We start from the raw sequence: 17,770 nt of genomic DNA, 5'->3' as shown, positions 1-17,770 counted from the left end.
CCTCCTTCACCCCTGGCCGGGCTGCGGACCGTCCCGTCCTCCCCGCGTTTCCGCGACTGGCGGCCGCGCCCCGCCAATCGGTCGCCCAGGCGAGGGCCGGCCGCAGCTCGATCCGCCGGCGCGCCACCGGCATGACCGCCACCGAGGCAGCGGCCGCGCCCGAGGATGCCCGGCTGCGTCAGCACCTCCACCGTGACCGTGAGGACTGGCTGACGACGAACGCCGCGCTATCGGGGGATGGTGAGCAGGATGCGGCCGTGGCCGCCTCCGGCGTCGACGTGGTCGTGGGCCTTGGCGATGTCGTCCAGCGGGTAGCGGTCGCCGACGGCGACGGTGAGGGCGCCGACGGCGGCTGCGGAAGTGAGGTCGCGGGCGGCCTGGCGCTTGGCCTCGGCGGGGAAGTCGTCGCTGCCGAGCAGCCGCAGGGTGACGTTGTTGAACAGCAGAGGCCAGAAGGGGATCTCGGTGCGGTCCGTGCGGGTGGCGTAGGCGGCGATGACGGCCTCGTTGGCGGCGACGGCGTTGTCGAGGTCGACGTTGTCGGAGAGCGCGACCTCGATGATCCGGTCGACGCCCCGAGGCGCGTACGAGCGGATGGCCGCGGCGGGGTCGCCGGTGTCCAGGGCAATGGCGTGGGAGACGACGGCCGGGTCGACGTGGTCGAGGTCCGCGGTGCGGCGGACGGTGGCGATCACGGTGGCGCCGGCCCAGTGGGCGAGCTGGGCGGCCAGGGAGCCGACGCCGCCGAGGACCCCGTGGACGAGGACCAGTCGGCCGTCGACCGGGCCGTCGGCGAAGACGGTGCGGTGGGCGGTGATACCGGGGATGCCGAGGCTCGCGCCCAGCTCGTCACTGAGGTGGCCGGGCAGGGGTGCGGCCTGGTGGTCGGGTACGACGGTGTACTGGGCGGCGGTGCCGAAGGGGCGGTAGGACTGGGCGCCGTACACCCAGACCCGTTGTCCGACGCGGCGGGCGTCGACGCCGGAGCCCACAGCGTCGATGACTCCGGCGGCGTCGCTGTGCGGGATCACCCGCGGGTGGGGCATGGAGGAGCCGAGCCAGCCGCGCCGCTTCTTGGTGTCGCCCGGGTTGATGCCCGAGACGGTGACGCGGACGCGGACCTCGCCGGGACCGGGGAGGGGATCGGGGAGTTCGCCGACGTGCAGGACATCGGCGGCGGGGCCTTGGTCGTCGTACCAGGAAGCAAGCATGGAATACCTCCGTGGGCAGTCAGCTCGCGGGAGCGGCGGGCGGACGCGGATCGCTCTCGGTGCCGGTGTTGTCGAATGCGGGCGGTTTCTCGCCGAGGGTCTCGCGCAGCCAGGTCCGTTCGGCGCGGCTGGTGGCGCGGGCGGTGAGTAGCATGTCGCGCCGGTAGGGGTCGGCGATCTCCTCGGCGCGCAGGGGCCGGTCTTTGTCGTAGAAGAAGCTCGCCGCATCACATTCTCCGCCTGCCCGGTCGCGCTCACCGGCGAGCGCCTCGCGGTGTATGGCGGCGCGGGCGTACACCGTGAGGCGGTCCGAGGCCGCCTCGAGGCGTCAGGGCATCATCTCGTACGCCCCCGACAGGGCCTCGACGCGCTGCCAGACGCGCTCCGAACGCGCCCCGTCGACGATCGGGCGCCGGACCGCACCGAGCGCCCAGAGCTGCTGCACCTCGGTCGCGGAGTCCTTGCCGTGCAGCTCGACGGCGTGTACGGAGAAGTCTCGCACGAGGACGGCGAACAGCTCGTCCAGTACGTCCTCATCGAGGCCGGTCAGGGCGGCCTGCTCCAGGACCAGCTGCCCGTGGACGACGAGCGCGAAGAGCTGCCCGACGGCAAGGAGCAAGTCGAGGTCCCGGCTCTGTTCCTCGTCAGGGGCGGCTGTGCGCACGAATTCGCAGAGGGCCTCGGCCTGTTCCCGGAGCCGGACGACGTTGGACAGATGGGCGTACGCGTCGAAGGCCGGCCGCCAGTCGTGAAAACGTATCGAGCCGAGGCCGCGGGCCGGGCCCTGGCGGAACAGGAAGTCGTCATCGGCCGCGTCGAGGCGTGTCGGGACGGACTCGTAGGCGACCGGGTCGAGGAGGTGGTTGCGCATGAACTTGAGGATCAGCGCCAGGTTGACGTGGACGGTGCCTTCCAGTTTCGGCAGGCCGCGGATCTCGACGGCGGCCTGGGCGAAGTAGTTGTCCTTCTCGAAGCCCTTGGCGGCGACGACGTCCCACATCAGGTCGATGACCTTCTCGCCCTCGGTGGTCACCTTCATCTTCGTCATCGGGTTGAAAAGGAGGTAGCGGCGATCGTCGGGGCCCGCAGTGCGGAAGTAGTCGACGGCGCGGTCGCTGAACAGCTTCATTCCGACGAGCCGGACGTACGCGTCGGTCAACTCGCGCCGTACGTGCGGGAAGGCGGTGACGGGGCGGCCGTAGAGGATGCGGTTGTGCGCGTGGGTGACGGCCTCGTACATCGCGTGCGCGCAGATGCCGATCGAGGCGGTGCACAGGTTGAACTTGCCCACGTTGACCGTGTTGAGGGCGGCGTCGAAGGCGGCGCGGCCGGTGTGCAGGACGTCTTCCGCGGCCACGGGATAGTCCTCGAGACGGAACTCGCTGACGAACTTCGACGAGTCGACGACGTTCTTGACCAGGCGGTATGCCGGGTGGCGGCTGTCGGCGGCGAAGAAGACATAGCCGTCGGGACCCTCGACGTCGGTGCGGCGACCGAACACGGAGACGAGCCCGGCGGCGTTACCGTTCCCGATGTAGTACTTGGAGCCGGTCGCCCGGAAGCTGCCCGTGCCGTCCGGCTCCAGAAGCATGTCGGTGGAGTAGATGTCCGCTCCGTGAGCCTTCTCGGACAAGCCGAAGGCGAACACCTCGCCCTGGGCGAGCAGTTCCGCGGCCCGGGCCCGGGCGGCGGGGTTGTCGCTCTGCCAGACGGGACCGAGGCCGAGGATGGTGACCTGCCAGGCGTACCAGTAGTCGAGGCCGTAGAAGCCGAGTATCTCATTGAGGGCGGCGATGCGGGCGGTGTCCCAGCGCTTGTCGCCCTCCCCCTCTCCGGCGGCGGAGGTGGGGGTGAGGAAGGTCGCGAAGAGTCCTTCCTTGGCGGCGAAGTCGAGGAAGTCGCCGAGCCAGGCGCGGGTTCGGTAGTCGTCGATCAGCCGACGTTTGCCGCGGTTCTCGAACCAGTCGACGGTGGCGCGCAGCAACCTGCGGGTCTCCGGGTCGAAGTGCCCGGGATCGTACGTCCGCGGGTTGAAGAGGAGCGCGTCGGCCATGGGTGCCGCCTTTCGGCTGGGAGGGTTGCGGGGTGGGCCCGGGCACGGTCCCCGAGGGCCTGCTCGGCCGGTCAGTGACCGGTATGGAAGCCGGCGAGCGTGGCGAGGACGTCGTCGAGCCAGGCGATCATCATCCGTTCGTACGCGACACCGCCGCGCAGGACGACGTGCTGGAGCTCGCGTTCGGCATCGAGTGGACTGTCAGCAGCGGGGGGTTCCCCGAAGTCGCGGGCTTCACCTGCGAGGTAGTGGGCCAGGCGGTCCGTGTGCGTCTGGCGGTGCCGCTCGACCTCGCTGATCAGGGCGGCCGGATTGCCGTACGCGGCGCCCCGGATCTTCACTGCGAGGTCGTGCCGCACGCTCTCGGGTTCGGAGGGTTCGCGGAGCCACGCGGAGAGCGCGTCCCGGCCGGGCCCGGCGACGGAGTACTCCTTCTTGTCGGGACGCCCGTACTGCGGCACGTCCCGGACGTCGACCCAGCTGTCGCTCTCCATGCGTTTGAGCACGCGATAGATCTGCTGGTGACTGGCGGTCCAGAAGTATCCGATGGATCGCTCGAACCGACGAGCCAGCTCGTAGCCGGAGCCCGGCTTTTCCTGCAGGGAGACGAGGATCGCGTGCTCGAGCGCCATGGCATGATCCTGCTATGCACCTCGTTGCACAGCAACGCTGTCGCTGTGAGACACGGCTCACCCGGTGCGGGTTGTGCGGCTCACTGCCGAGGCGGCGTGCTGGGTGCCGGTACGGACTCGGCCAGGACGGACAGCGCCTGCAGGGGGCCCGGCACCTCAAATACCGCGCCGCCGACCGCGGCAGCATCAGCGCCCCGTCGACCTTGGCGCGGTGGTATCGGAGTGCCCCGATGAATGGAGTGACCGTTCACTCCGCGGGGCAGGACCTGTGCACGTGAACGAACCCTTTTTTCGAGTCTGGTCTGCTCCTGCGCTGGTCAGGTGGTGTCCCCATCCTTGATGCGAGCCCATGACCGGAAGGGGTGAGGGAGGCGCCTGCCCTTCGTCCCCGGACACGGGTGTCTCGGACGGTGGTCGTGGATGCGGCGGAGCCCGGTCGCCACGTCCGGGACGCCCTTTTGTCCGCCGACCACCCACATCGCCGTGTGGGCGCCCGACACGCAGCGAGCGAGCCGGCGCTCGCGGATCCGACCAGCTGATATCGGGTCCCGTACGCCGGGTGCTCACGGCCGACGTCCCACTGACGGATCTTCCCGCCAGCGGTCAGAATCCCCAGGTCAGCGACGCGTCTGACCACAATGCCTGCTAGCTGGTGGTGAAGAAGCTGGTCAGGGTGGGGGCGAGGAGCTGCGGGTCGATGTTGTGCTCCTGGCCGGGGAAGACGTGCAGGGTGAAGTTGTCGGCCAGTGCGGCGAGTTCCCGTGCGCCGGTGAGCATCTGTGGTGCGCCCGCGTCCCCGCTGCCGACGAGGACGGGCACGGTCACGGAGTGCCAGCGGTCGGTGGGCAGGGGCTGGCCGGACATGGTGTCGCCCATGATCTGGCCGTCGTAGGGCAGGGTACGGGCGGTGGCCTCCAGGTCGGCCCAGAAGGGGGCCTGGCGCATTCCGGCGACGGCCTCGGCGGGCAGGCCCACGGCCGCCGTCATGAAGTAGGCCACGGCATCGCCGTACGCCCCCTGCTCCGCGAGTTCCGTCAGGTGGGCGACGTAGTCGGCGGGCAGCGGAGGGCGGCTGTCGTCGGTGATGAAGGGCGGTTCGTACACGGCAAGCCGGGTCACGGCGCTGCCCCGGGCCGCGGCCTCCAGTGCCAGTACGGCTCCGGAGGACATGCCGAAGACCATGGCCTCACCGCCTGCGTGCTCGATCAGCGCGTCCAGGTCCTCGACCTCGCGCTGCACGTCGTACTCCGGGCTGTCTCCGCTGTCGCCGCGGCCCCGGCGGTCGTATGTGATCACGGTGCAGTGTTCGGCCAGCAGGGCGGCGAGTTCGGCGGAAGCGCCGCGGGTCATGAAGGCGCCGCCGACGAGCACGAGAGCAGGGCCCGTGCCCTGCTGCTCGTAGGCGATGACCGTGCCGTCGGCAGAGAACACCTTCTCCATGGGGAATCACTCCAAATGTCTGTGCGGTAGGCAGGGGGAAGCACTCCTCTTCGGAACTGGACGGTACAGTACCCACTTGAGTACTGGTCAGTCCAGTACTCTCTTGGCGGGGGCGAGACGGATGGAGAAGGAGCTGATGATGGACAGCCGTTCAGCGCGCAAGCACGAGGCAATCCGGGAGGCTGCGACCAGCGTGTTTCTGGACAAGGGCTACGCGGGGACGAGCATGGACGACATCGCGAAGCTGGCCGCGGTGTCCAAGCAGACCGTCTACAAGCACTTCGAGGACAAGGAGAAGCTGTTCGCCGAGATCGTGTTGGCCACCACCGACCGGCTCGACACCACGATCGACCTGCTGACCGACATCCCGACCGACGCCTCAAACCTGGAGGAGAACCTGACCCGACTCGCCCGCCGGTTCCTGACCGCCCTCACCCACCCCCAGGTCATCCAGCTGCGGCGTCTGATCATCGCCAACGCCGATGTCTTCCCCGACCTGGGCACTGAGTGGTACGAGCGGGGCTTTGAACGAGGGCTAGCCACGCTGGCGGCGACCTTCCAGCGCCTGGCCGACCAAGGGTTGCTCCGTATCGACGACGCCCTCCTGGCCGCGAACCACTTCTCCGGCGTACTGCTGTGGATCCCCGTGAACAAGGCCATGTTCACCGGCCGGTCCCAGGACACCGACGCAGATCTCGACCGCTACGCAGCCGCCGGCACGCGCGTCTTCCTCGCCGCCTACCGCTGAGTTCTGGCACGGTGCGGCGTCCGGCGGACTGGGATGCCGCCCGGAGCAGCAGCCCGTCCGCTATGCAGGCGGCGAGGTCCGGCTGGCCACCGACTGGGCGACGCCCATCTCGGCGGCAAGCCCGCCGACGGTTGTCTCGCCCGGCGCGTCGGCGATCACATTGAGAACGAGGTCTTTTCGGTGTCCGGTACGGGTCGTGTGATGCTGGCGCAATGACTGATCAACGCGAGGTTGTCATCGTCCGCTGGCCAGGTCAGGGCCCTTCCGTGGATCGCTTGGCCGAGTTGCTGGCGGCCTACCATCTGCGGACGGAGGCAGAGAAGGGCGAGGCCGTTGTTGATGTGGACGGGTTGCCGGACCGCTACCGGGCAGAAATCCTGGACCCGCGGGCCGCGTTCGCCGGCGATGTCGTGCTGCTGGCTCTGAGCGGCGACACAGCCGTGGGCTGCCTGGTGGTGACCGCCCCCGTCGGCGGCCGGTCAGAGGTCAAGAGGCTCTGGACAGACCCGGCATTCCGGAGCCGGGGCATCGCGTCCGGCCTGGTCGGCGCCGCGCTTGCGCATTCCGCCGAGAGCGGCGTCAGCACCGTACGGCTGTCGGTATGGAAGTGGCGGGAAGGCGCCATCGCTCTGTACGAGCGGCTCGGTTTCACCGTCGTCCAATCGTGGGAGGAACGTGATCAACTGGTGTGCATGGAGCGTGCCGTGTGAGTGGTCACAGCCACTCGTTGATGGCTGCGACCAGCACGGTTGCCTCGTATCTGACGGCGAGCTCAAATGCAGTTTCGTGGTCAGCCCGCCGCGCGAGCGCTCCAGGCCATGGTTGTCGGGCTCGGTCTCGACGCCACCAGGAGGCTCCTTCTGCTCGACCCCTTCTTACGAGCCCCGGCAGCATGTTGGTGGGCCTGCGCGATCGTGGAGTCCACGCTCACGTCCCAGGTGATCAGGCCCTTCGCGATGGCCTCGCGGGCGAGGACCCAGGCGTGCAGCTGGTCGTCGCCGGATTCGGCGGCGGCCCGGGCGGCCGTGTTGAACCAGGCGCGGGATTCCCGGCGGCTGCCCAGGTCGTGTTAGACGATCGCGGTCACCCCGATCGCGGTCACCCCGGCCATCTGCCCGGCCGCCGTGCGGCACAGCCGAGCCCGGACCAGTGCGGGTTGGGGGACGGTGAGCAGCGGGCGCAGACCGGCGAAGTCCTCGAGGACGGCAAGATCGTCGAGATGTGGCTGTTCTCCGGCGACCAGACGGCCGAGGACGCCTTCTGGGGGCGGTAAGCCGCCCGGACCCTTCCCCGTCGGAAGCCGTCCGGCACCGCGGTACCGTGCTGGACGGCCTGTGGCGTGGGTTACCAGGCGACCGGCGGCAGCAGGCCTCGACTCCGGGCGCGCGGGCCGTGGCGGCCGCCACGGCGCCGCTTCCCTCTGGATGGTGTCGCGCAGGCTGCGCCAGATCAGGCAGTCCGTGCCTGTACCGCGAATGATCGTCGTGCCGGCGCCCACGGATGCCATGACGGCGCTCATGCCGACCGTCCGGTACTAAACGCCGCGGTGACCGAGGTCCTTGCTGACGCCACATGCTCACCTCTGGTGACCAACCACGGTCACTGGCGGGCGTCGTAGCTCTCGCGTGCCGTGAGTACTTCGGTCATGTGCTCCTCGGCCCAGAGGCCCAGTGCATGAAGCGGGGCGTGCAGGGTGCGCCCCAGTGGGGTCAGTTCGTATTCGACCCTGGGGGGTACCTCGGCGTACATGTGCCGGGTGACGAGCCCGTCGCGTTCCAGGTCTCGGAGAGTCTCGGTGAGGACCTTGGCGCTTATGCCGTCGACGGTGGCGCGCAGGTCGCGGAAGCGCATGCGGTCGGCACTGAGGGCGATGACCACCATGGCCGTCCACTTGTTGGCGATGCGAGCGAGTGAGGTGCGGGACGGGCAGGTCGCCGTCATGACATCGAAGGCCGGAAGCTGTGGCATGCGTCATCCCCTCGTTGGTTCCGTTGGGGTGGCTGATTGTCGATGGTGAGTGTAGGGGGCCTCGGCGGGCAGCGCTCGACCGAACCCGGCTGAGGTCTGGCGTCAGCGGGTGCCCACCGCTTCTTCGGCAGCCACCGCGGCGCGGCCGGCGGTCGGAGAGTTCCTCGGCGCCCCGAGAAGCCCCTGACTCCCGGGACGGGTCCGTCCAGCGTTTCGCGTACGAGTTGTGCGGGCTGCGGGGCCCGTCGTATCAGGCTGGAAAGCGGCTGCCGTCGTGGCAGGTCGTGCAGGCGTATGCGCGGGGCCTGCGGCAGTGATACCGGGGTGTGGCGGTGGCGGCTGGACCTTCAGCTCGCGTTGTTCGAGGTGATGCGGCCGCTCGCACGGCGCAAGCAGTGCCGGGTCCAGGACTTGGCGGAGGAAAGGCTCGCCGCCACCCCGAGCACGCTCCGGGCGGCCAGACGTTCGGCGAGTGCACGTCAGTAGCTTGTGGCGTTCCCCCATGGCACGCCGACTGCCCCATCGAGGCAAGGGGAGACGGCCGCACGATTGCATACGGCCGATGCGCAGCGCCCGCGGCCGGGACTGCTCGCCGCGCAGGGGCAGCGTGCCTCATCACCTGCCTGCGCAGTCACGATCCGTGCGGGCAGCACGCACAGCATCCCGAACACTGCCGTATCCGCGTCGAGTCCACCGGGCAGGCCGCCGGTCACGTCCCGCCCATGCCCGGGCGGACCACCACCGTGCGGGCCTTGATCCGCCCGCTGCGTGCGAAGTGCAGCGTGAACGGCACGAGGTCGCGGCCGATGACTTCCGGCGCCCAGGAGTGACAGCGGCAAGGTAGACGGAAGACACTCCGGCCCGTCGGTGCCCCCTCCCCGGCTTTGCCACCACCAGCCTTGCAGCCGGCTCGCAGCCTCGAAGGTCACTTTTACGCCTGCGAGATGTCCAGGCGGGCATGCGCGTTGACCAGATCGGAGATCGCCACGTTCGGCAGCACGATTGAGAAGTGTCGGTTGGCACGGCGTGTCCCCTCGGCCTCGGCCGAGGGGACAGACGAGCGGCGGACTCCCTGTCGGCCCCGTTGGTCGGGTGCGCACCTATAAGTGTGATGTGCGACACGTCTTGCCATTGGTTACGTTGAGGTGACTGGTTACTGGCGGTGAGCATGGGTGCCATCGGAACGAACTCACCGAGGGAGAGGGCGACGATGGAGGCCAGCACCGTACTCAGCGTCGCCCGCCAGTACGCCGGCGCCGTATCGGCCAGGGATTTCGCCGCGGTCACGCGCCGGTTCACCGACGACGTCGTGTGGCATCAGCCGGGCAGGAACCAGTTCTCCGGCAGTCACCGCGGGGATGAACGGTGTCGACCTCCTCAGGGTCGAGGGCGACCGGATCGCCGAGGTCCGGCTCTTCTCCGCGGGCCAGGGCGGTGAGGACGCCTTCTGGGGTGCCGCCTGAGGGTGGCCCCCTCCAGAGAAGAGGGCCGCCTCTACCGCCCTGCGGTAAAGCGGTCGGCGCTGAATGCCGACCGCTTCCGGTGAGGCCCGGGACATGCCGAGTGCGGCATGTGGCCGGTCCCGAATGGCGCCGGCCGGGTTGCGAATCCAACGTGCAAATACACCAGTGTCGTTCTGTCCCGATATCCGGGACGTAAGGAGCAAATGGTCATGAGCAGCAACGTCGACATCGCCCGCGAGTACTTCGAGTCGATCCAGAAGGGTGAACTGGCCCGGGTGGGCGAGCTTCTGGCGGACGAGGTCGTCTGGCACCAGCCGGGCGGCAACCAGTTCTCCGGTGAGCGCAGGGGGCGCGACGCCGTCTTCGCGATGCTCGGCGGGATGATGGAGGCCAGTCAGGGCAGCTTCGCCATCGACGCGGTCCACGCCCTGATGGGCAACGGCGACATGGTGGCCGCCTCGATCCACTTCGCCGGGCGGCGCGGGGACGCCTCCATGAGCATGGACGGGGTGGATGTGCTGCGCCTGGAGGACGGCAAGATCGTCGAGATGTGGCTGTTCTCCGCCGACCAGGCGGCCGAGGACGCCTTCTGGGGGAAGTAGAGAACGGCCCGGGCCCCGGGGCGTCGGCGGGTGGTCGCGTTGAGGCGTGGCCGCCCGCCGACAACTCCTGAAGTCCGGCCCGCCGCGTTCGTCACCGGCGGCCCGGCCGCCGAGCCGGCTTCGGGGTCCGGGCCGAGCCGATCGCGGCATCTCGGTGACTCGCGACGTACGACAGAATCCTGACCGGATTCTTCGTCCAGACCGTCGCCCGGTGACTTTCCCCCGTCCCCCCGGGCGACATCAGGCCCCGGCGGTCCTCTGTATCGACCGCCGGGGCCGCATCCTGAGCCGCCACAGGCCGTCGGCCACCGGCATCACCCGGCGTGGGCAGCGCTGGGGATGTCGGCGATCCCGGCAGTCATCAGGAACGCCGGGACGCTGTCGGCTGCTTCGGTGGATATGCGCGGGCGTGGTGCGGACCGCATCCGCTGCCCCTTGAAGAGCGGCGAAGCCGAGAGTGGGCCGAAGCCGCGTGAGTCGGTGGCGCCAACCGCTCCTGCCGGAGAGGCGGGTGGCCGGGGCGCAGACACCTGGAGGAACCCGCAATCGTCGGCCCCCACCGCCTGCGCCGATCGACCCCCGGCAGCCAGCTTCACGCGACGGTCTCAGGGTTGGGATCCGGGATCGACAGTGCCCAGCGGGCCATGGCATCGATGACGTCGCGCAGGTCTTCGCCGTGTGGGGTGCGTGCGGCACCGTCGATGCCGCGTGCGTGTTGCCATGTCGAACGCAGGTCGGCCCGGACATCACGGCGCTCCGCGTGCCGGTGCGGAGGTCGCACCGGCACGCGGAGCTCGCTTCGGAGACGGTGGCCCGAACCGCTTCGTCAACTCACGGAGAACTGGCTGAAGTTCGCGGTGCCGATGCTTCCGGCGTGGGCCGTGGAGAACATGCCCGCGTCCAGGGTGCTGTTCGCCCCGGTCAGTGTCGCGGTGCCGACAGTGGTCCAGGTGGTGCCGTCGGCGGAGTAGGAGCCGGTGACCGACGTGCCGCTCCTGACCAGGCGGAGCCAGACCGGGGCGATGGCGCTGCTTCCGGTCTTGATGGTGTTGGTGTCGAGGTAGCCGTCACCGTTGGAGTCCGGCGACAGGGCGATTCCGTTGCCGGGGGTGGTGGCGAGGACGAGATACCCGGTCGACGAGCCGGCGGAGGCGATGTTGTTCCGCAGCATCAGGCCGGCTTTGGCCCAGCTGTTGGTCTTGTCCTGACTGGTGACGCGGACGGTGACGGTCGAGGACGTTCCGGCGGCCCCCGTCTGGTAGGCGGCGGCATACTCGTCGTCGTACATCGCGCCGGAGCGCCATGTGTCGATGCCCGCGCTGGTCAGGGAGGTCACTCCGCCGCTCTGGCTGACGGCGGCCGGGATCGAACCGTATGCCTTGTAGGGCGAGGTGACGATGCGCAGGTTGCTGAATGTCGCACTGCCGGCGGTGGTGCTGTGGGCGGTGTGGATGACACCGGCATCCTGAGTGGTCGCCATGGACGGCAGGGTCACCGTCGAGCCGACCTGGGTGAAGGTGGATCCGTCGGTGGAGTAGTAGGCGGACACCTGGGTGGCGGTGCGGGTGAGCCGCAGCCAGACCGGGGCCTTGACGGTGGCGGCGGTGTTCGTGAGCTGGTCGAGGTAGCCGTCGGCGTTGGAGTCCCGCTGGAAGCTGACGCCGTTGTTCGGGGTCACCACCACAGCCGCGTATCCGGGGGAGGAGCCGTCGTCCGTGAGGTCGTTGCGCAGGACGACGCCGGCCTTGGCCCAGCCGCTGGTCTTGTCCAGGTTGTCGACCCGGGCGGTCACCGATGTCCCGTCGACGGCTGCCCCGTTTCGGAAGACGGTGCCGTACTCGTCCTCGTGCTGTCCGCCGGCACCCCAGATGTCCTCGCCCGCGTCGGTGATCGTGAAGTGGCCGCCGTTCTGGCCGGTGTTGGCGGGGGTGGAGGAGTAGGCGCTGTAGGGGGAGCTGACGGGGTCGGTGGTCATCGGACGGTACAGGGGCTGGATACCAGCCTCGTTCATGACCGTCTTGGCGGCCGACGGCCAGTTGCCGTCACTGACGACGACGGTGCCGCTGACTACGTCACCGCGGCCGTTGGTGTTGGTGATGTTCGCGGAACTGTTGCTCGTCCAGTTGTCGGTCAGGGTCAGGGCGCCGGTGTTGTTGGTCGCGTTGCTGTTCTCATGCCCCCATTCTCCGGTGTTCCGGAAGACGTTGTTGGTGTCCGTGAAGTTCCGGGAGCCCTCGTCGTGGTAGAAGCCGAACCAACCGTTGTTGCTGTGGCAGTAGTTACGTTCGAAGGTGCTGCCCGGTGACGCCGACAGGGTGTATAGGCAGCCGCCGTCGGTCATCTGCTGCATGAGGTCGTGGATGTAGTTGTCGGTGACGTGGTTGTTCGCGGCGGTGGTCGCGGTCGTGTAGGTGGGCTGGTAGTTGTACAGGCCCCGGTTGACGTAGTCCTGGCTGCCGCCGATGTCGTTGGCGCCCCAGCCGTATCCGATGGTGAGGCCGGAGTAGGGCAGGTTGTACACCTCGTTGTGCGAGACGGTCGCGCCGTTCACGTAGGTGACGAGGATGGCGGACATGTCACGGTATTCCAGCGCCACGTCATGGATGAGGTTGTTGCTCAGCGTGATGTCCCGGTTGGTCATCCGCCTGTCACCGGGGTGGTGCGCGTCCGCCCGAACGCCGCCGACGGCGATGCCGCCGCCCGCGTCCTGGGTGAAGACGTTGCCGGTCGCCGTGATGCTGCGGGCGCCGAGTCCCACGCCGGTGCTGTGGGCGTTGGCGTCGTTGCCGATGCCGAGGCTGTTCTGTCCGAGCTGGGTGAACCGGTTACCGGTGAACGCGATGTGGTCGGCGGCCGAGACCTGGACGGCGGAGGGCATCTGCTTCCAGTGAGGGCGTGCCGCCTCGAAGAGCGGGCAGCCGCTCTGACACGAGGTCAGCGCGTCCGGCGGGCGGTCCCAGGTACCGGAGAGGTACGCGCCGGTCTGCTGGCTGGCGTAGCCGTGGGTGGTGGGGTCCAGCCAGCTGGTGCCCGAGAACTGCAACCCTGAGAAGGCGATGTGGGTGGCGGGGGAGGAGTACGTCCCTCCGACGCTGATGAGCGACTCCAGCTTCGGCACCTCGACGTCGGCATCACTCATGTCCTGCCCGGTGAGCGGCTTGTAGTACAGGGTGCCGGTAGCGGTGTCGAGGTACCACTCGCCGGCCGTGTCGAGCAGTTCGTACGCGTTCTCGATGTAGAGGGGGCCGGACCGGAAGGGGCTCGTCAGGGTGTCGTAGCCGAAGGTGTTGTTGTTCCACGAGGGCTGGGCCATGGTGATGGTGCCGCTGCTGATGCCGGTCACCGGGGCGTAGCGGTCGGTGAAGGATCCGATGCCGTGGATCTCGGTCCGGCCGGGCTGCGCGAGGCTGTTGAGGTAGCTCAGCGAGCTGTTGGTGAACGTGTAGCCGCTGGTGGTCGCGGTCAGGTGGGAGCGGGCGACCTCGGCGCGGGCCCTGGTGGCCATGACGCCGTCGACGGACAGATGGCGTGTGTCGAAGCCGGTACCGACGTTGCTCTTCCAGATGTTCTTGGCCGAGTCCTGCACGGTCCAGCCGGTGGCCTTCTGGGCTCCGGTGATGACGGGACGGGCGCCCAGCGCGGCCTTCCAGGTCACCGTGTAGCCGCGTGCGCCGGAGTCCGCCGAAGTGAAAGCGAGCGGCGCGGAGAGCCGGTAGGCGCCGTCGGCGAGCTCGACGGTGATGTCACCTGTCATGGAGTTGTTGGTCGCCCGCACCTTGGCCTTGGCCTGGGTGACGGAGCACGGTCGGCTCACGGAGCAGACGGTCCCGGAGCCGCTCGGTGAGACGTGGAGCGTCGTGCCGGCCGCGAAGGCGGGGCCGGCCTGGACGAGGACCGTGGCGGTCGAGGCGGTGAGGACGGCGGCTGCGGCCAGCCATGACCTGAAACGGTGGGGAACCGTGGGATGTATGCGGGTTGTTCGCATGTGACACCTTCCGGGAGGTTCAGGGGGCCCGTGGTGTTCTTGGCGGGCAGGGGAGAGCCCAGCGGCAAGAGGGGAAGGGGTGATAGGGATGTAACATTAGACGTCATATGAATTTCGTCAATAGATCGAGCATGCGGGCATGCGAACGCCCCCGGCCTGTGTGGCGCGGGGGCGAGTCGGTGGGAGTGCCCTCAGGAGGCGGGCGCGTCGATGTTCGGCAGGCGTCGCCGGGTCCAGGCGGTCTGGATGTGCGCTGCCATGGCCTGCGCGGCCCCCTCGGAGTCCCGGGCCAGGAGCCGCTCGGCGACCGCGCGGTGCTCCGCGTTGGCCTGCTCGCATGCGGTCGCGTCCGGTGTGCCGTTGTACAGGAACGTCGTGCGCGCCTGGGCGTGCAGGATCCGGATGATGGAACGGCCGAGCCTGTTGTGGGATGCCTGCAGGATCCGGTCGTGGAAGGCCACATCGGTCTCGATGAAGCGTGCCGGGACGGTGATCTCCTCGTCGAGCCGGGCGAGCAGCCGCTCGATGGCTCTCAGGTCGTCGTCGGTGGCCAGCTCCGCGGCCTGGGCTGTCATCTGGGCCTCCAGCGTCGACCGGATGTCGACCAACTGGTCGAGGACGACGAGCTGGTCGTCATGCTGGACGGTCGCGGCGAGTACGACGGGGTCGAGGAGGTTCCATTCCTCGGGTGGGGTGACGGTGGTGCCGTAGCCTTGCCGGGCGAGGACCAGCCCCTTGGCCTCCAGGGACTTGACCGCCTCGCGGATGGTGATCCGGCTGACGCCGAACGTCTCGCAGAGTTCGGGTTCCACCGGCAGGGTCGATCCTGGAGGAATGGCGCCCGACACGATCGTGTCGGTCAGGCTCTCCACGACGGCCTGCGCCAGTCGGGCCGGACGCTTGGGCCAGGGCTTGAGGACGGGCGGCTCTCCCGTTCTGCCGGGACTGTCCTTGGCCATGCATGCCCCCTTGCTGATGCGGATGACGGCGAGTCTACTGCGCGGAACTCCTTGACAGCATTCGTATGACGACTTACGTTACACGAAAATTTCGCGGCAGTACTTTCCCGTGCAAGGGGTGCAGGCGTGCGCATTACCGAAGTCGAGTGCTATCGGGTCCGGGTGCCGGGAGTCAGTCCGCCCTTCGTCTGGCGGGACGGACTCCTGGGCAGCCCGTCCGAGGGCGAGGCCGCGGTGCTGCGCATCTGTACGGACGAAGGGTTCGAGGGGGTGGCGATGTCCCCCCGGCGGGGCAGCGGTGTCATCCTGGCGGACCTGTTGGACCGCGTACTGCGCAAGGAATTGGTGGGGCACGACCCCCTGCAGCGGGAGTGGCTCTGGCACCGCATGTGGGAGCTGGACCGCACGGAGGAACTCCCGCTCTACCTGCTGGGCCTGGTCGACACCGCGCTGTGGGACCTGGCCGGACGACTCGCCGACCGGCCCACCTGGCAGATGCTCGGCGGTTACCGCACATCGATACCCGCCTACGCCTCCACCGTCACCTACTCCTCGGTCGAGGAGTACCTGGACATCGCCGACCAGGCCCTGGAGCTCGGCTACCCCGCCATCAAGCTCCACGCCTGGGGTGACGCCCGCCGCGACGCCCGCCTGTCGGTGGCATTGCGCGAACATGTGGGGGACGACATCCCGCTGATGTTCGACGGGTCGGCGGGCTTCGACCTCCCCGACGCGGTGTACCTCGGGCACGCTCTCTCGGACGCCGACTACCTCTGGTACGAGGAGCCGATGAGGGAGTTCAGTGTCACCGCGTACAAGCGCCTCGCCGACGCGGTGGCCGTTCCCCTCCTCGTGGCCGAGACCTCCGACGGGGCACACATGAACTCGGCCGATTTCATCCAGGCCGGCGCCGCCACCTTTGGAGTCCGCGCCTCCACCCAACTGCGCGGCGGCTTCACCGGCGCCATGCGCACCGCCCACCTGGCCGACGCCTACCGGCTGCGCGCCGAGGTGCACGGGCCGGAGATCCCCAACCGGCACCTGTGCATGGCCATCTCGAACACCACCTACTACGAGTCGCTGGTCATGGGCAATCCCATCAGCCGCGAGAGCGGCATCGACGCCCACGGCCTCGTTCATGCCCCCACCGGTCCGGGCGTCGCCCTTCCGGCGGGCCTGGACTACCCTCCCGCGCTTCAGGCATTCGTCGACAAGGAGACCGTCACCCCGCCGCGGGCCTGATGACGGAGCCCCGGGCCCGACGGCCTGTCCCGAACACCCCGAACGCGGCGCCTCTCACCGCCGTGCGCCATTTCCCAAGATCTGAGGTCAGTCATGAACGACGACGTTCCGGTTTCCTCCCGCCGCCGGCTCAGGCACACGGCCGTCGCCGTCCTGGGCGCCGTCTCCCTGCTCGTGCTCGCCGCCTGCGGCAGCGCGGACCCCATACCCCCGGTGGCTTCCGCCCCGGCGGCCTTCAAGCCCGTGGCTCAGCAGCAGGGCAGCGAGATCACGGTCTGGGCGGACGCCGCCCGTGTGCCCGGAGTGCAGGCGTACCAGCGGACGCACCCTGACGTGAAGATCAAGATCGTCACGTACAGCGGGGACGCCAACGGCGCCAACGACCTGCAGACCAAGGTTCAGTTGTTCGACCGGGCAGGCAGTGGGTGGCCCGACGTCGCCTTCAGCGCCAACGTCAACGACGGCACCTGGGCCTCCCAGGGCAAGTCGCCCTACGCCGCCCCCGTCAACCGGAACATCATCGCGAAGACCACCCTCGACGGCTTCTCCGACGGCGCCCTGGAACCGTGCGTATTCGGCGGCGACACCTACTGCCTGCGCAACGACCTGGCCCAGAACGTGCTTTGGTACAACAAGAAGCTCATGGACAACTGGGGCTACTCCGTCCCGACCACCTGGGAGGAGTACCAGGCTCTCGGCGAGAAGGTCGCCGAGGAACATCCCGGATACCTGGTCGGAACCGCCGGGGACGCCTGGACTCCTGAGGTGTACTTCTGGGCGAGCCAGTGCACCGCCAGCACCACGACCGGTGCCAGGAAGGTCACCGTGAACCTGCGCGACCCCAAGTGCACCCGGATGGCCAAGCTGCTCGACGTTCTGATCGCCAAGGGATCGGTCTCCAAGGACACCGTCTTCAGCGCCGGCTTCATCAAGAACCAGGCGAGCAAGGTGCTCATGCTCCCCGGCCCGTCCTGGTTCGGCCAGGTTCTCTTCAACTCCACGTTCAAGACCCCCAAGGGGCAGATCGCCGCTGCTTCACCGCTGAAGTTCGAGGGCGAGGCCAAGAACTACACCGGCAACGTCGGCGGTGGTCTGTGGTTCGTCTCCTCCCACAGCAAGAACCTCAGGGCGGCCTCCGACCTGGTCACCTGGATGACGACCTCCAACGACTACCAGGCCACCGCGGCCACCTACCCCGCGTACAAGCCGGCGGCCACCGCATGGCTCGCCGGCCAGCGCAACTCGGGCTACTTCGCCAACGACATCAGCCGCGTCTTCGAGGAAGCCGCGGAACTGATCTGGCCCGGCTGGTCCGCCACCCAGTACAGCCAGGAGGCGATCTACTCCTCCACCGTGATTCCGGCCCTGAACTCCGGCAAGACCCTCACCGACACCTTGGACACCTGGGAGACGGCCATCACCGACAAGGCCAAGTCCCTCGGATACACCGTCAACTAGCGAAGGGGA

The 17,770-nt window shown here is 68.7% G+C and carries 13 protein-coding genes and 3 pseudogenes; 6 read left to right on the top strand and 10 right to left on the bottom strand.

Features of this window, described 5'->3' with window-relative positions:
- Positions 1-227: 227 nt before the first annotated feature.
- The 5 genes and pseudogenes from P1P75_RS10225 to P1P75_RS10205 all read right to left on the bottom strand — a co-directional run bounded on the left by P1P75_RS10225 (position 228) and on the right by P1P75_RS10205 (position 5,336).
- The gene (locus tag P1P75_RS10225) at positions 228-1,211 is read right to left on the bottom strand and encodes an NADPH:quinone reductase (RefSeq protein WP_319253761.1); all 984 of its coding nucleotides are present in this window, start codon (positions 1,209-1,211) and stop codon (positions 228-230) included.
- 19 nt (positions 1,212-1,230) lie between these two features.
- Positions 1,231-1,434, bottom strand: a pseudogene (locus P1P75_RS10220) (PadR family transcriptional regulator); the annotation flags it as partial.
- A 105-nt stretch (positions 1,435-1,539) separates the two neighbouring features.
- Complete coding sequence (locus tag P1P75_RS10215; RefSeq protein ID WP_319253759.1) at positions 1,540-3,264, bottom strand: acyl-CoA dehydrogenase family protein; 1,725 nt, start codon at positions 3,262-3,264, stop codon at positions 1,540-1,542.
- Between the two features lie 71 nt (positions 3,265-3,335).
- Positions 3,336-3,896, bottom strand: coding sequence for a PadR family transcriptional regulator (locus P1P75_RS10210; protein WP_319253757.1), 561 nt, complete (start codon positions 3,894-3,896; stop codon positions 3,336-3,338).
- Between the two features lie 645 nt (positions 3,897-4,541).
- A complete protein-coding gene (locus P1P75_RS10205) occupies positions 4,542-5,336 on the bottom strand; it encodes an alpha/beta hydrolase (RefSeq protein WP_319253754.1) in 795 nt (264 codons plus the stop codon).
- A 139-nt stretch (positions 5,337-5,475) separates the two neighbouring features.
- On the opposite strand from P1P75_RS10205, the gene P1P75_RS10200 reads away from it, so the two are divergent.
- Positions 5,476-6,084, top strand: a complete 609-nt coding sequence (locus P1P75_RS10200; protein ID WP_319253752.1) for a TetR/AcrR family transcriptional regulator — start codon at positions 5,476-5,478, stop codon at positions 6,082-6,084.
- Here the strand turns inward: P1P75_RS10200 and P1P75_RS10195 are convergent.
- Positions 6,080-6,261 (bottom strand): annotated as a pseudogene (locus tag P1P75_RS10195) (MarR family transcriptional regulator); the annotation flags it as partial. The gene P1P75_RS10200 and the pseudogene P1P75_RS10195 sit on opposite strands and share 5 nt — an antisense overlap.
- A gap of 35 nt (positions 6,262-6,296) precedes the next feature.
- Here P1P75_RS10195 and P1P75_RS10190 point away from each other — a divergent pair.
- Complete coding sequence (locus P1P75_RS10190; protein ID WP_319253750.1) at positions 6,297-6,794, top strand: GNAT family N-acetyltransferase; 498 nt, start codon at positions 6,297-6,299, stop codon at positions 6,792-6,794.
- A 60-nt stretch (positions 6,795-6,854) separates the two neighbouring features.
- On the opposite strand, the pseudogene P1P75_RS10185 reads toward P1P75_RS10190, so the two are convergent.
- Positions 6,855-7,045: pseudogene (locus P1P75_RS10185) on the bottom strand (IS5/IS1182 family transposase); the annotation flags it as partial.
- Positions 7,046-7,066: 21 nt separating this feature from the next.
- Between P1P75_RS10185 and P1P75_RS10180 the strand changes: the two are divergent.
- Complete coding sequence (locus P1P75_RS10180; RefSeq protein ID WP_319253749.1) at positions 7,067-7,357, top strand: hypothetical protein; 291 nt, start codon at positions 7,067-7,069, stop codon at positions 7,355-7,357.
- Positions 7,358-7,683: 326 nt separating this feature from the next.
- On the opposite strand, the gene P1P75_RS10175 is transcribed toward P1P75_RS10180, so the two are convergent.
- On the bottom strand, positions 7,684-8,052 hold the full coding sequence (locus P1P75_RS10175) for a helix-turn-helix domain-containing protein (protein ID WP_319253747.1): 369 nt from the start codon (positions 8,050-8,052) through the stop codon (positions 7,684-7,686).
- Between the two features lie 1,666 nt (positions 8,053-9,718).
- Here P1P75_RS10175 and P1P75_RS10170 point away from each other — a divergent pair.
- Positions 9,719-10,117 (top strand): nuclear transport factor 2 family protein, encoded by a 399-nt coding sequence (locus tag P1P75_RS10170; protein WP_319253745.1) that lies wholly within the window; start codon positions 9,719-9,721, stop codon positions 10,115-10,117.
- 826 nt (positions 10,118-10,943) lie between these two features.
- Here P1P75_RS10170 and P1P75_RS10165 read toward each other — a convergent pair.
- Positions 10,944-14,102 (bottom strand): DUF1349 domain-containing protein, encoded by a 3,159-nt coding sequence (locus P1P75_RS10165; RefSeq protein WP_319253743.1) that lies wholly within the window; start codon positions 14,100-14,102, stop codon positions 10,944-10,946.
- 191 nt (positions 14,103-14,293) lie between these two features.
- A complete protein-coding gene (locus tag P1P75_RS10160; RefSeq protein ID WP_319253741.1) occupies positions 14,294-15,061 on the bottom strand; it encodes a FadR/GntR family transcriptional regulator in 768 nt (255 codons plus the stop codon).
- 126 nt (positions 15,062-15,187) lie between these two features.
- Between P1P75_RS10160 and P1P75_RS10155 the strand changes: the two genes are divergently transcribed.
- Positions 15,188-16,303, top strand: a complete 1,116-nt coding sequence (locus P1P75_RS10155) for an enolase C-terminal domain-like protein (RefSeq protein ID WP_319253739.1) — start codon at positions 15,188-15,190, stop codon at positions 16,301-16,303.
- Between the two features lie 93 nt (positions 16,304-16,396).
- Positions 16,397-17,761 (top strand): extracellular solute-binding protein, encoded by a 1,365-nt coding sequence (locus P1P75_RS10150; RefSeq protein WP_319253737.1) that lies wholly within the window; start codon positions 16,397-16,399, stop codon positions 17,759-17,761.
- The last annotated feature ends 9 nt before the right edge of the window (positions 17,762-17,770 follow it).

It is taken from the genome of Streptomyces sp. ID05-39B (genome assembly GCF_033794725.1).
Taxonomy (GTDB): domain Bacteria; phylum Actinomycetota; class Actinomycetes; order Streptomycetales; family Streptomycetaceae; genus Streptomyces; species Streptomyces bobili.
This window is presented reverse-complemented; position numbering and strand designations above follow the sequence as displayed.

Coding starts and splice junctions, on each gene's coding strand:
- P1P75_RS10170 (WP_319253745.1), top strand. CDS start 9,719: ATGGTCATGAGCAGCAACGTCGACATCGCCCGCGAGTACTTCGAGTCG.
- P1P75_RS10225 (WP_319253761.1), bottom strand. CDS start 1,211: ATGCTTGCTTCCTGGTACGACGACCAAGGCCCCGCCGCCGATGTCCTG.
- P1P75_RS10160 (WP_319253741.1), bottom strand. CDS start 15,061: ATGGCCAAGGACAGTCCCGGCAGAACGGGAGAGCCGCCCGTCCTCAAG.
- P1P75_RS10165 (WP_319253743.1), bottom strand. CDS start 14,102: ATGCGAACAACCCGCATACATCCCACGGTTCCCCACCGTTTCAGGTCA.
- P1P75_RS10175 (WP_319253747.1), bottom strand. CDS start 8,052: ATGCCACAGCTTCCGGCCTTCGATGTCATGACGGCGACCTGCCCGTCC.
- P1P75_RS10200 (WP_319253752.1), top strand. CDS start 5,476: ATGGACAGCCGTTCAGCGCGCAAGCACGAGGCAATCCGGGAGGCTGCG.
- P1P75_RS10210 (WP_319253757.1), bottom strand. CDS start 3,896: ATGGCGCTCGAGCACGCGATCCTCGTCTCCCTGCAGGAAAAGCCGGGC.
- P1P75_RS10150 (WP_319253737.1), top strand. CDS start 16,397: ATGAACGACGACGTTCCGGTTTCCTCCCGCCGCCGGCTCAGGCACACG.
- P1P75_RS10205 (WP_319253754.1), bottom strand. CDS start 5,336: ATGGAGAAGGTGTTCTCTGCCGACGGCACGGTCATCGCCTACGAGCAG.
- P1P75_RS10190 (WP_319253750.1), top strand. CDS start 6,297: ATGACTGATCAACGCGAGGTTGTCATCGTCCGCTGGCCAGGTCAGGGC.
- P1P75_RS10215 (WP_319253759.1), bottom strand. CDS start 3,264: ATGGCCGACGCGCTCCTCTTCAACCCGCGGACGTACGATCCCGGGCAC.